This window comes from Rheinheimera faecalis (assembly GCF_021290965.1).
GTDB classification, from domain to species: domain Bacteria; phylum Pseudomonadota; class Gammaproteobacteria; order Enterobacterales; family Alteromonadaceae; genus Pararheinheimera; species Pararheinheimera faecalis.
Map to the genome: position 1 here is coordinate 75,911 of NZ_JAJOYT010000008.1, position 13,678 is coordinate 89,588.

11 protein-coding genes are annotated in these 13,678 nt (G+C 46.7%); 4 read left to right on the top strand and 7 right to left on the bottom strand.

Features of this window, described 5'->3' with window-relative positions:
- Positions 1–101: 101 nt before the first annotated feature.
- Both LSG34_RS14200 and LSG34_RS14205 read left to right on the top strand, forming a co-directional pair.
- Positions 102–1,031: a GlxA family transcriptional regulator gene (locus tag LSG34_RS14200; RefSeq protein WP_233009753.1), complete on the top strand. Its 930-nt coding sequence runs from the start codon at positions 102–104 to the stop codon at positions 1,029–1,031.
- A gap of 145 nt (positions 1,032–1,176) precedes the next feature.
- Positions 1,177–1,620 (top strand): hypothetical protein, encoded by a 444-nt coding sequence (locus LSG34_RS14205; protein WP_233009754.1) that lies wholly within the window; start codon positions 1,177–1,179, stop codon positions 1,618–1,620.
- A 73-nt stretch (positions 1,621–1,693) separates the two neighbouring features.
- Here LSG34_RS14205 and LSG34_RS14210 read toward each other — a convergent pair whose 3' ends face one another.
- Together LSG34_RS14210 and ggt are read right to left on the bottom strand one after the other, a co-directional pair.
- Positions 1,694–2,425, bottom strand: a complete 732-nt coding sequence (locus LSG34_RS14210; RefSeq protein WP_233009755.1) for an enoyl-CoA hydratase — start codon at positions 2,423–2,425, stop codon at positions 1,694–1,696.
- 23 nt (positions 2,426–2,448) lie between these two features.
- A complete protein-coding gene (gene ggt / locus LSG34_RS14215; protein ID WP_233009756.1) occupies positions 2,449–4,185 on the bottom strand; it encodes a gamma-glutamyltransferase in 1,737 nt (578 codons plus the stop codon).
- A 148-nt stretch (positions 4,186–4,333) separates the two neighbouring features.
- On the opposite strand from ggt, the gene rrtA reads away from it, so the two are divergent.
- A complete protein-coding gene (gene rrtA, locus LSG34_RS14220; protein WP_233009757.1) occupies positions 4,334–4,927 on the top strand; it encodes a rhombosortase in 594 nt (197 codons plus the stop codon).
- Here rrtA and LSG34_RS14225 read toward each other — a convergent pair.
- Entirely contained in the window at positions 4,890–5,576 is a 687-nt protein-coding gene (locus tag LSG34_RS14225) for an RluA family pseudouridine synthase (protein ID WP_233009758.1), read from the bottom strand. The two genes, rrtA and LSG34_RS14225, sit on opposite strands and share 38 nt — an antisense overlap.
- A 105-nt stretch (positions 5,577–5,681) precedes the next feature.
- On the opposite strand from LSG34_RS14225, the gene LSG34_RS14230 reads away from it, so the two are divergent.
- The gene (locus LSG34_RS14230) at positions 5,682–6,341 is read left to right on the top strand and encodes an RluA family pseudouridine synthase (protein WP_233009759.1); all 660 of its coding nucleotides are present in this window, start codon (positions 5,682–5,684) and stop codon (positions 6,339–6,341) included.
- A gap of 37 nt (positions 6,342–6,378) precedes the next feature.
- Here LSG34_RS14230 and LSG34_RS14235 read toward each other — a convergent pair whose 3' ends face one another.
- The 4 genes from LSG34_RS14235 to LSG34_RS14250 form a co-directional block, all read right to left on the bottom strand.
- Entirely contained in the window at positions 6,379–6,687 is a 309-nt protein-coding gene (locus LSG34_RS14235) for a DUF1905 domain-containing protein (protein WP_233009760.1), read from the bottom strand.
- Positions 6,687–8,519 (bottom strand): DUF885 domain-containing protein, encoded by a 1,833-nt coding sequence (locus LSG34_RS14240; protein ID WP_233009761.1) that lies wholly within the window; start codon positions 8,517–8,519, stop codon positions 6,687–6,689. The genes LSG34_RS14235 and LSG34_RS14240 overlap by 1 nt, the downstream gene beginning before the upstream one ends.
- A gap of 254 nt (positions 8,520–8,773) precedes the next feature.
- Positions 8,774–11,227, bottom strand: coding sequence for a S9 family peptidase (locus LSG34_RS14245; protein ID WP_233009762.1), 2,454 nt, complete (start codon positions 11,225–11,227; stop codon positions 8,774–8,776).
- Positions 11,228–11,398: 171 nt separating this feature from the next.
- Positions 11,399–13,555 carry a hypothetical protein gene (locus LSG34_RS14250; RefSeq protein WP_233009763.1) on the bottom strand — a complete coding sequence of 719 codons (2,157 nt, stop codon included), beginning with the start codon at positions 13,553–13,555 and terminating at the stop codon, positions 11,399–11,401.
- Between the last annotated feature and the right edge of the window lie 123 nt (positions 13,556–13,678).

The window sequence follows — 13,678 nt, forward strand, 5'->3', positions numbered from 1 at the left end:
GGTTGATTTGAACTGCTTTGTTTGACGACAAACACAGTCTACGAAAAAACTTCTGCTAGACTGAATGTCTGAACCGACATATAGGAGGCACAAACTGACAAATGCGTACAGAGATCCACATCGCTATTCTGAGCTACCCCGGAGCTATGTTAAGTGCTGTATTTGGTCTGAGTGAAATGCTCGGCATTTGCAACAGAATTTGTGCAGAACAAGGCAGGCCGGAGCATTTTGTCTTACACCAACTGGCACCTGATGCATTAGCGACCCCCACTCAGTTTTTTCAGGCTATTATTCTGCCGCCTTGCATTGAGGGAGATTATTATCTAAAGCCCGAAGTTTCAGTGCTGCAGTGGTTAAAACAGTCCCACAGCAACGGCAGCCTGCTCTGCTCCGCTTGTGCCGGTGCTTTTATTCTGGCGTCCACCGGCCTGATGCAACAACGACAGATGACCACCCACTGGGATTTGGCAGAGCTGTTTAAAAAGCAGCATCCCAAGGTGACACTACAGATTGAGAAAAACCTGATTAATGATGGCGATATCCTAAGTAGCGGCGGCTTAATGGCCTGGGTTGATTTAGGACTTGAGCTGATAGGTCAGTTGGCTTCCCCTGCACTTATTCATCCGGTTGGCGCTTATCTGATTATTGATACAGCACGGCGTGAACAACGTTATTACCAACGTTTTAGCCCACAGATGGATCATGGTGATAAACAAATCGTCAAACTACAGCAGCATTTGCAGCAACACTATGCGCAAGCACTCAGCGCTAGCGCTATGGCGTCTTTTTGTTTTTTAACAGAACGTACTTTTTTAAGGCGTTTTGTCAAAGCTACAGGCTTTAAACCCAGCCTTTACCTGCAACGACTGCGTATTCAAAAAGCCTGCGAATTATTGGAGCAACCTTTAACCCCTATAGGTCAAGTGCCGTTTCAGGTAGGTTATGAGGACGCCAGCGCCTTTCGTAAGGCTTTTCTGCACATTACAGGACTAAGCCCCAGTGCATTTCGCAACCGCTTTAGCCGCAGCTAAATACCTTGCAGGTCAATGTATTAGTGTTGCGACAAAGTTGCAAAAACCTGTGCCCAATGCAGGGTTTTCTTTACTTTTAGCCGGAAAAAAATCACACTGTCATCAGATTTGTTTTTAATGGACTGAGCTAATGCGGATTGGGCTAATGCAAAAATTTTTCGTGCTGATCTTTTCACTGCTGTTGTTATCTTGCTCTGAAGATGCACCAAAAGTTAATGCGGATTTAGGTTCGCCCGAATTTGCTGCAGGTGAATTTTTTCATTCGTTGTACACCACTAAAGATTTAGAGCGGGCCAAAGCCCTGAGCACTGAGTCCTATGCCCGCATTCTGGATGCCTACGGCAACACCCGTGGAGTGGTGCGTACTTTGTACAATATGAGTTTTGATGAAGTAAATATCAGCATTGACCGCACAGGCAAAAATTTGCGCGAACAATACGGTAACCATGCAGAGATCACCATGTTGTTTGAAGGCAAAAGCAACGGCAATAAGAAGATAGAGCTGCGTATTGTTAAAATGGTGAAAGAGGATGGCCGCTGGCTGGTGGAAGGGGTGAAGCCTAATCCTTATTCACGAACTGAGGTCTGATAGCCTTTTAGATATCAAGTCAGGCGAGAGACGGGCGACCATAAAGGTCGCCCCTACGTTTTCTGGTTGTGAGTTAACGTTTAAAAAACTGTTGAATTACCTGCTGGCAATCCGGTCCTTTCAGTAAACGGCTAAAATCAGCCAACTCCAAACCTATCGCCTGTTGTACTGCACTGCCACTTTTCATCAGTTTTTTACTGCTTTGCACAGCATCTGCCGGCAAAGCCGCCAGTTTTTTCGCCTTATTAAAAGCAAATTCAAGCAAATCTTCTTTCGCCACCAGTTGATTCACTATGCCGATACGCCAGGCCTCGTTACCATCTATAGCTTCAGACAGCAGTAATAGACTGCTGGCACGCTGATGGCCAATCAATAAAGGCAACAACAGACTAGAACCCGCTTCAGGACATAATCCCAGCTGCGTAAAAGGCAGCTGAAAACGACAATCAGCTGTGCTGTATACCAAATCACAATGCAGCAGCACTGTAGTACCAATACCTATAGCCAGACCAGCCACTGCGGCCACTACAGGTTTTGGAAACTTCGCCATTTCATACAAAAACATCACTGTTGGATGAGTGTCATTGAGCTCACCACTTTGCAAAAAATCCGCTAAATCATTGCCGGATGAAAAACATTCAGCAGAGCCTTGCAGCAACACCACTTTGACGTCGTCATTTTGCGCTGCCTGCTGAAGTTGTTGCACCAACTGCTGGTACATCAGCTTGTTCAGTGCATTTTTTTTATCTGGCCTATTCAGAGTCAGGGTTAATACGCTCTGATCTGTCGATACTTCAATACTCATCTGTTGTCCTGACTCTTTTTGTTTTAGTGACCAGCAGCTATGCCTTCACGACGTGGATCGGCAGCGCCTTCTAAGTGATCTTTTTTAATTTCAATGGCATGAATACCACTATTTAAATCTGCTAATTTGGGCTTATAGCCTAATTCAAGTAAAGCAGGAACCAGCTGGCTTAAGTTGGTATTTTGCTCCAGCACTAAACCGTCATTTCTGTGGGTAAAACGCGGTAAATCGGCCGCTTGTTGAGCGTCCAGTTTCCAGTCGAGGACTGCAACTAAGTTTTGCGCCACGTAATTAATAATGCGGCTGCCACCTGGTGAGCCTGTGATATAGAGCAGCTTGCCATCCTCGTCAAACACCATCATAGGCGCCATAGAAGAGCGTGGTCTTTTGTTCGCTTCAACTCTGTTGGCGACCCAATAGCCGTCGACTTTAGCCTGCAGCGAAAAATCCGTTAATTGGTTATTCAACAGGTAGCCGTTGACGAATAAACCCGAACCAAAGGCATTTTCAATACTGGTGGTCATGCTGACCGCATTGCCCTTGCTGTCCACCACAGATAAGTGACTGGTATTAGCAAATTCAATGGCGTTGCCTGACGCCAGAGGTTCAGCTCCTTGCGGCTCACCCGCTAGCGCTGGCGCACCTTCTGCTGCGGTCAGCAAGGCAGCACGCTGTTTCAGATAATTTGCTGCCAACAAACCTTGCACTGGTACTTTGACAAAGTCCGGATCAGCAGCAAAACGCTCGCGATCGGCAAAAGCCAATTTACCTGCCTGACTGATTAAATGAATAGCTTCGACCGAATTAGGTTTGAGCTTGGCCATCGGCTGATATGCCAGCATCCCCATCATTTGTAATACGGCTAAACCACCTGAGCTTGGTGGAGCCATACTACAAATTTTAAACTGTCGGTATGGAATACAGAGCGGATCACGCTGTTTGGGCCTATATGCCGTTAAATCAGCAAGGCTTATTTTGCCCGCGTTAATAGGAGCCTGCTGCACTGCAGCCACCAGAGCTTTGGCATTATCGCCCTGATAAAAGGCCTTACTACCCTCTTTAGCAATCTTTTTCAGTAAAGCGGCATAGTCTGGATTTTTTCGAAGAAAACCTGCTTTAAGCCACTGGCCTTCAGGTTTGAAATACGCCTGACTGGCGCTGAATTTATCTACACCCGGAGTCCAGCCGCCATTGAGTAAACCAGCTAAACGGGGCGAAACCACAAAACCCTGCTCTGCGATTTGTATAGCAGGAGCAAAAAGTTCTGCCCATGGCAATACACCATGCTGCTGATGCGCCAGCTCCAGCGCTTTAATAACGCCCGGAACACCCACAGATTTGCCGCCAACAAAGGCATCACGCCAGCTCATCACCTGACCGTTTTGCACAAATAAGTCTGGCCCTGCGGCAGAAGGCGCGGTTTCACGACCATCAATAGAGGTTAAGCTGGTTTTTTGTTTATCCCAGTGCAGTAAAAATAAACCACCACCTATACCAGAGCTTTGTGGTTCCACCAGCCCCAGCACCAATTGCATAGTTATCGCTGCATCGACAGCACTGCCACCTTTGGCCAGAACCTGCTCACCAGCTTTCACCGCTAAAGGGTTCGCTGCAGAAGCCATATAATGTTTGGCTGTGGCAAGTTGTTTGTGTTCTATACCTGTGGTGGCTTCAGGGTCGGTAATTGCGGCAAATAAAGTGGTGCTGCTGAACAGCAACGCCGCTGTCAGGACCCGAAACTTAAATTGAGTTGTTATCATTATTTTTCCTGCATTCAATAGACCTTCACCTTACCTAGTCGGGCCAGTTGGATCAATGACTGATCTGCCTTTTCACGTTAAAAGCCTTGACCTGAAGCGACGAATGCTTTTGCATAGCAGCAATTTGATTCTGTTGGTGATGATCTTGATGAATTTCCGTACCTTTTCGTCTTTTCAGTGGAGCCTGCTGTTTTTTGTAGCGCTGCTGGTCATACTGCATTTCCTACCTGAGAACCTGCGCTCTGTACTGGAATATCACAGATCTCAACCAGAGCAAGTCTGGCGCGCTGTCACCGGCCATTTGCTACACAGCAACCACTGGCATTTAGTGATGAATCTGGGCGCTTTGCTGTTGATACTGATGTTGCATCAGTTGTATTACAGCCTGAACTCTTTTGCCCTTTTGCTGCTCTCTGGTTGTATAGGTATCAGCGTACTTTTGTATCTGTTCAGTCCTGACATTCAGATTTATGTCGGTTTATCCGGTTGGTTGCATTGTTTTATTACCGTCGGTGCTTTGCTCGATATCAAACATAAAATCCTGTCCGGCTGGCTTATTTTGCTCGGTGTGATCGCCAAGGTGGCCTATGAACAATGGCAAGGCCCAGATGCAGAACTGGCCAAATTAATTGATGCCAATGTAGCCATAGATGCTCATTTATATGGCGTGATTTGTGGTCTGTTGCTTGGATTTGTGTTTGTGATTAGCGCAAAGCCTTTAGAAAATCAGGCTCAGCGCTAAAACTCGTCAGCTCACCACTTTGTGGATGGGTAAACTCTAATTCAGCAGCATGCAGCATTAAACGGCCGCTTTGCTGTTGTTGCTCTGAGTTTGCATAAAAAGGGTCGCCTAAAATCGCATGTCCTATGCTTTGCATATGTAAACGTAGCTGATGTGAGCGCCCTGTCACAGGCTCTAATTGCACCAAAGAGGCCTGGTGTTCAGGCAATAGCTTTAACACCTTGTAGTGCGTTACAGAGGCTTTGCCATCCAGACTTATTTTATACAAAGGCCGGTTTTCAGTATCTGCTGTTATGGCTTTGTCCACAGTGCCTGATGAAGGAGTAGGCACACCAGACACCACAGCCTGATAAATCTTTTTTGTCCCTCTGCTTTGAAACTCTTTGCTGATAGTCGACAGTGCTTTTTTGGTTAAAGGCAACACCAGCAAACCTGAGGTATCGTAATCCAGCCGGTGCACCACAGACGCAGAAGGAAACTCTTGTTGTACGCGGCTTATCAGACAATCCTGATTCTCTGGATGGCGGCCTGGCACAGTAAGCAAATGGGCCGGTTTATTCACCACCAGCAGGAATTCGTCCTGATAAACTAAAGTCCAGGCCTCTTTTGTGGCGGGTAAAATCGCCAAATCATCAATAGCAGTTTTCATGACCTAAATAACTAGATACAAAGTTGGCGCTAGTATGCCAGAATTAGGGGTATAACTGCAGTAGCTATATCTGTACTAACCATTTGTATAAATAAGAGTAAGTGGATGCAAAGGCCTTTTGTGTATAACCCACCAGCAGACCCCTTGCTGGACATTTTGTATCTGGATAAAGACATTCTGGTGGTGAATAAACCCAGTGGCTTATTAACCAATCCAGGCCGCAGTGAAGATATGCAGGACTGCTTATTAAGCCGGGTGCAGCAACAATTCCCATTAGCTCAGTTAGTGCATCGCCTTGATATGAGTACATCAGGTTTAGTGGTATTTGCCCTTCGCCGTAAAGCAGAAGCTGCGTTAAAACAGCAGTTTGCGTCGCGCTCTGTAAAAAAAATCTATCGTGCCCGCGTCTGGGGTCAGATTGCCGAACAAGGTATGGTCAGCGCACCGTTAATTGCCGATAGTACTCAGCCTCCTCTGCAAAAAATCTGTCAGAAAACCGGCAAAGCTGCGCTGACTTATTTTCAGCGTTTAAGTTTTGATGGTCAAAGTAGTTTGGTGGAGCTTAGGCCTGTCACCGGACGTTCGCATCAGTTGCGGGTGCATATGCAAAGTCTGGGGCATCCTATTTTAGGCGATGCCTTTTACGCCCATAATGAAGCTTATGCTGCAGCGCCACGTTTATTGTTGCAGGCTTTGTGTTTAGAAGTGTACCAGCCCTACTCGTCGCAATTACTGCGCTTTGAGCTTGAACCCGATTTTGAATAACAGCCCGGAGCCCCTAACTCTGGGCTGTTATTATCCGTCACGGAGCCTTTAGTTTTAACTGCACTGTGCATAGATCGCCAGCTTTTAGCTTCAAGTCTTTACGCACCTCAAACTTCACTGGTAATAAAAAAACTGAAGCGCTGTCATCGCGAAGCAACGATGTCTGCCACAGCTGATCCTCGATCTGAACCTCAACACTTAATCTGCCCCTCGCTGCACACTGGTGTGTAAAAAGGAGTTTGAGTTCCGATGAAAGCTGCAATGGTAAATTCAGCATATGCCAACCCCCTTTCCCTGGGACCTGCCACAGGTTCGCATCAAATACATAATGCAGCATATTTTTCATCAGAGATTTGCAGAGTGCTGTGCCACCCACTCCTTAATTTTTCGCTCTAACAATGGCATCGGCAACATACCTTCCAGTAAGACTAAATTATGAAAAGTTTTAACGTCAAACTTGTCACCCAAAGCCTGTTCTGCATAAGTGCGCAGCTCCCGAATTTTTAGCTGTCCGGTTTTGTACGACAATGCCTGACCAGGCATCACCATATAACGCTCAACCTCTGCGGCTACATCAGACTCTTCCATGGTGGAATTGTCCAGCATGTACTGAATCGACTGTTCACGAGTCCAGCCTTTGGCATGCAGTCCTGTATCCACAACTAAACGCATAGCGCGGAACAATTCGGCACTTAACATACCGTAGTACTGATAAGGATCACGAAAGAAACCAAGTTCTTTGCCCAGACTTTCGGCATACAAAGCCCAGCCTTCGGCAAACACAGTGTAAAAAGTCTGACTACGAATACGTGGTAAGCCTTTGACTTCATTCTGCAAACTTAACTGTAGATGATGACCTGGTACTGCTTCGTGTATAGATAAAGTCTCTACGCCGTATTTAGGCTGTCCGCGCAAGTTGTAAGTATTAGCAAAAAACACGGCTGGACGTGAACCATCAGCTGCAGCAGGAATATAAGAGGCTCCGGGTGCTGATTTTGCCTGAGACTCAGGATAAGGTTGTACTACATAGTCCGCTTTAGGCAAGACTCCAAACACTTTACCTACCTGTTGATCCATCCGGCTCTTTACTTGCTGATAAGCCTGAATAATTTCGTCCTCTGAGGTGAAATAAAACTGCGGATCCTTTTTAATAAAGCTAAAAAACTGGTTTAAATCCCCTTTAAAACCAACCTGCTGCATCACTTTTTTTATTTCGCTATGAATGCGGTTCACTTCACTTAAGCCCGTCTGATGCAATTGTTCTGCTGTCAGTGGCAAGGTTGTATTCAACTCAATCATCAACTCATACCAGGCTTTGCCCTTAGGCAGCCCACCTAATCCATAAGAATCCCGGGCCATCGGCAAGTATTCTTTTTCAAGAAACTCGCTGGTTTTCTTAAAGACTGGCGTCAAGCGCTTAGTGATAAATTCACTGTACTCTTTGGTCAGACGCTCTTTTTCTGCCGCACTGAGCTTATCTCCCGCGGCCTGCAGTGGCTGCATCAGAGTGCTTTCCTGCGCATTCTCTATAATCTGAGCTTTTATTTGCGGCAACATAGATGTGACCACAGCTTTAGGTTGCACTATCCCTTGTTTCATCCCCAGTCTCATGTTCTCTATGGCTTGTTCCATCCACAGCACAAAAGCTTCAGAACGACGCAGGAAATTATCGAAATCTTTTGCATTGTTAAAAGGCTGGGCACTTTTGCCAGAAGCCAGCTGCATAAACACATTATGAGGGCTGAAGACGAACTGGTTTAAAGGCAGCAACTCAAACGGGAACTGGCTGAATTTAGTATTTTGTTCCAACGTATTGGCAAAAATGTCGTAGGTGTAGAGATCCTGTCCCTTAAGCTGAGTTTTATCTATCTGAGTCAAAGCTTGCTTATAACGCTGATCGATCGCCAGTCCTTGCGCGATAAATTCTTTAGAAATCCAGTTCGGCCAGCTGTGATTAAAGCGGTTATCCCCTCTGTACATCGCATTGATTGGATTACGAGGCTCCTGTTCATCGATATAGGCCTCAGTTAAGGCCACCAGCTTAGAGCCCATAGTGCCGGCTTTAGCCATAACCTGCTGTAAATCCGGCATTGCAGGCGCGGCTCCTTCGGCCCTGGCCCCAACAGAAATGTGTAATAAAGCTGCAGCCAAAGCCACTGTCAGTAGTTTTTGTTTCATTGATGTTCCCTGGTTGTTTTGACCCGCCTAAAGTAAAACGACCAGCGAATGTCGGTTGTATCAAAATGTCAGAAATCATTTCAGTCTGAACAGAGGGTCTTTTAGCGGGGCTTGCCAACTCTGGCTTGCAGGAAAACGAGGGATAAGCGGGTGTTTTTCAGGGTTACGGAAAATTACAAAATTATGTATCGGCAAAAAAAGCTTGTGTGATCGGGTGACTTTCACCCAATCGCACAAGCATTCGGATCAACGAATTACAGCTCTTGCTCGAATAAACGGAAGATACGTTTATATTCATCCAGCCAACTGCTTGGCTGACGGAAACCATGTGGTTCTACCGGATAAATCGCAGTTTCGAAATTGGCATTTTCATGCTCAATTAAACGCTGCACCACCCGCACTGTATCCTGGAAGAAGACGTTGTCATCAACCATTGGCGCATTAATCAACAACTTGCCTTTTAAGCCTTCTGTGAAGTAAATCGGTGAGCTGCGACGATAGGCGATAGGGTCTACATCAGGTGTATTCAGAATATTTGAGGTATAGCCATGGTTGTAATAAGCCCAGTCACCCACAGGACGCAAGGCCGCACCAGCCTGGAATAAATCAGGTTCAGTGAACAGCGCCATAAAGGTCATAAAACCACCATAAGACCCACCATAAGTTCCAACCCGCTTTTCATCGACATGAGCATTGGCTACCAGGTATTTAACGCCATCCACTAAATCCTGAGTTTCTGGCGTGCCCATTTGACGGTAAATCGCTGTGCGCCAGTCACGGCCGTAACCTTTTGATGCACGGTAATCCATATCCAGTACCACATAACCTTTTTGGATCAGCAGGTTGTGGAACAGATACTCACGGAAGTAACCAGACCAGCCCAAATCACTGTTTTGCAGATAACCAGCACCGTGGTTAAAAATAACAGCGCGGCGTTTTTCGCCTTGTTGATAATCTTTTGGCAAATACAACTTAGCAAATACCGGCTGTTTACCATGACTGCTTGGCACAGCTATCACTTGTGGCGCTACCAGATTTAATGCAGTCAGTTCTTTTGAAGCGGTATAAGTTAAGCGGGTTACTTTGGCTTTTGGCTTGTTGTCCATCAGGTATAATTCTGGCGGTGTCACAGAGTTTGACCAGGTCAGCAACAGCTTTTGTTCATCCGGCGATAACTGATAGTCGGCTGCACCTTTTAAGGCGGTCATTTGCTCCAGTTGGCCAGAGCTTAAAGCAACACGGTAAATTTCGTAAATACCTGGGTGGCTCATGTTGCCTTTAAAATACAGGTATTGATCGTTTTTACTTAAATGAGGGTTGCTGACTTCAAAAGTACCGGCAGTCAGTTTTTTCGCTTCGCCTTTTAATGGCTTGACATACAAATGTGCATAACCTGACTCTTCAGACAGGTAATACAAGGTCTCTTTTTGGCTTAACCAGCCAAAGTCATTGAAGCTGTAATTGATCCAGGCATCGTCATGCAAACGGTGCTGACTAACCAAACGCTTTTTAGCAAAATCGACAGTCGCCAGCCAACGGTCTTTGTTGTCCCAGGCTTTGAGCATCACAGCAACCTGTGAACCTGAGTTATGCCATTGAATTGCCGACTGGTTCCAGCTCCAATCGTTAATCAATTCGATAGCGCGAGGCGCCTTTTTCGACTGGTAGGTTTTACCTTGAGCTTTAGCATTTTCAGCTTTTACGTCAGCCAATACATCTTCATCAAAACCTGGCAAAGTGTCGTATTTCAGCTCTGTTGCTTGTTGGGTTTTTACATCCACTAAAAACAGCTGCTGCGATTGAGGTTTTTGATCGGCAACACGACGACGCACTTCTTCTGCTGCTATATCACCTGATGCTGTAATGTAGTTCGGCATAATGTCGGTTTTATCGCGCCATTCACTCTTATCCGCCAAAGCAACCAGTAACATATCGCCTTTGGGTGACAAACTGGCTGAAGCTATACGCTTCGTTTTATCCAGATAGACAGCAGGCGTTGCCAGCGCAGGGTTTTGCGACGCCAGCAACTCTTGTTGTTTAAATTGCTCCGTTTTGTTTTTATGGGTCAGGGCAACAAACTCAATCAGTTTGTGTTGTTCCTGCGCCATATAAGTTTCACCCACTTTAGGTGCTGCAGGCTTATCGGCATTTTTTAAACTAACCAGTTCAGTCACAGCGCCGCTATTCAAATCCAGTACCTGATAAGTCCAGCCAGAGCGGAATGCCAGACGACCGTCGGCTAAAAACTGCACTTCGTCATAACGGGTCGAGCTGCGGGTCACCTGGGTTAACTTGCCCTGATGTTTAACAAAGACATTGCCTTCAAACAGATAAGCCAGAGATTTACCATTCTCGCTATAGACTGTCTGTGCGGAACCCATTAAATGCCAGTCCGCCATAGGCACTGCGGCCGCAACAGCGCCCTGCTCTGCCTTTAAGCTATACCAGTCACGGATTTCTGAACCCTGACGTTTTTGCTGAAAATACAACTGACTGTTGCTATCTGCCCAAAAGGCCCCTTCTGCCGGACGGCCTAACCAATCCGGATGCGCCATAATCTGCTCCATAGTAAAAGGCGCATGGGCTGCATTTTCAGGTGCTTTGACACTGACGGGCGTGAGCTGATAGGTTTGAGGTTCAGCTGCAATAGCAGAACCAATAAAACTTGCTGCGACAAAGGCCGCTATGAACCATGGTTTTGTTTTCATTGATGTTCTTTTTTAGTGGTGGTTGTAAGCTCTTTATACAAAGAAATCAGCAAAAGACCAAGAGCTGCTATTACTGCTTAGGTTTAATGGTGGCTGGCAGGCGATAAGTGGGTAAGTTGTGGTGAGAAACAGCCTGCGAAATAGCTTCGCAGGCTTTGTATCAACTGGCTTTTAGTTCAGTCTGAACCACCAGAATAGACCAGCGGTTATTAAAACCAGTAACAAAATCAGCAGGCTGCCCCACGGCCGTTTTTTCTCAGCAAAAGGGTCGGCTAAACTGCGTTTTGCTCCTGCTGGCAGACGGGCTAAGCCAGTTAAAGCGGCACCAAAAGGCACATTAATTTTTGCCCTGGTATTCACGGCCCAGCCATTGGCATCCAGCAACGGCCCAAGGTTTCGGCGACGCAGGGTCAAAAATGCCATCAGCATTGAAGGTCCTGAAATCAGCAGCAACACTCCAACAACAACCAACGGAATTTGCCACCAGACCAGCGAAAAAAGTCCGGCCATCACAGCCGCCAACGCAGTACCAATAGCGCCTACAGCTAAACCTAAAGCGGCAAAAATACCGGCAAATTTAGCGATATCAAAACCAGCTGCGGCAGCTGTTGCCCCTGGAGCTACAGCCGGAGTTGGCACAGTCGCTGTAGTGACACCAGTGGTTGTTTTTGCCTCGATGTCCTTATCGCGTGAGGCTGCGAACTTCTGCAACTGGGCTTCAATAAAAGCGGCCACTCTTTTATAGGGAGACCAGAAGGCCTGACCAATACTGACAGGCTGGACCACCACTTTGGTGACCATAGCGCGCCAGTCCCTGCCTTGTCGGTCGTAAAACACACCGTTTCTGCCTGGCACCATGAGTTCGTCCACATCACCAGCTGTCAGGGCGGCCACTATCTGTAATGGGGCTTCGCCTTGTCGCTCACAGGTGCAGTACACCAGATAACAGCCACTAAAAGGTGCCATAGTGCCATGACGCGCCATATCAGAAACTTTGAGCACCAGCTCGCAGCTGCGCTGATCCAGATACAAGGTACCGATTTGAAAAATAGCTTTGTGTTTACGTTGGTAAAAATCACTTAACGACACAAAGTTACGCAGCAAAGTGACTAAATCGCGCTGATAGCGCACCAGACGTTCCACAGCATCGACATTATCGGCAAAAGTAGAGGCCGCAATGTCCTGAGCAATAAGCGCTTCCAGACGTTCTTTGCCATCACCGGCGACAATATCCTGCAAACGGCTCAGCTCCAGTTGATGCACTCTGGTATCAGGTTTAGCTGCTTGCCACAAACGCCATGGCTCTAACTGTTCACAAATCTGCTGCCACTGCTCTGCAGTTAAATGCCCGGCTTTATGTTTGCCTTTTGCTCCCAATAAAGGTTCTACCACCAGTTGTTTAAAAGCTGTGATAGCGCTGGTCCAAGCCGGGTTAACTCCATCACCCAGCGGCAAGGACTGCCCAGCCGTAATAGCAGCTAAAGGTAAAGCGGCCACATCCATATCGCTGCTACTGATGGCCTTATTATTTAATAGCTCATACACAGCAACCGCAGGGTTGAGTGCATCTGTGGCCCGATTGTCAAAAGCTGCCAGCTGACAACGGACAAAAAAATCATCTACCTTGGCTTTCACAGCATCAAAAGCAGCAACAGCTTCAGCGGTTTTATCACCTAAAGGGCTAAACAGCAGATCGTCAGAACCTCCGGCGGCATGCCACTCCACTACAGCTACGGCCTGTTGATAAAACGCATTCAGACTGTCGCTGTGAATACCTTCACCACCGCTGCGATCCGGTTGCCCCCCCTGAGTCTGAATAATTTCAGAGATCAGTTGTGCCAGTTCAGCATCAGAGGTCAATTCAGCCATCACCACGCCGTCACCATTAAAATGATGCGGAGAAAACAGCAGCGTCATATCAGCCAAATCGGCAACCTGTAGTGAGTCTGTTTCAGTTTTACCGGTAATTTCGAGCACACGAAGCGCAGCAGCTTTGAGGTTCGCACCTTCAGCATCCTGATCATGGATAACGGCCAGTGGTAAACCCGGTGCTTGAAACATAATTTCCGCGTCTTGCAAACGCTCACAGCACCAGCGCACTGCGGCAAGAATTTCTGGCACGCGGATTTGACCATCTCCATCTGCATCTAATAAGGCTGCAGTTCGGTGATCAAATTCAAGTCCTGTGGTAGGACAGTTCAGCACTGTCCAGAGTTTTGGATCCAGTTCGTGTAAGTGCTGCAAGTCTGCTGCTGAATCCAAAGCGACTTGATCAAAACCGCCAGATCGGAAAAAACGCCATTTATGTTGAGATTGAATAGTTGCCAAAGCTTGCTCTCCCTGAGGCATAAGTTTTACCTAGCATAATTCAGAAGCGCAGCAGATACAAAACCTTAACTACATAAAGTCTTTAAATAACAACAGAAAAGTTAACATAAAGAAAAAAGGCCA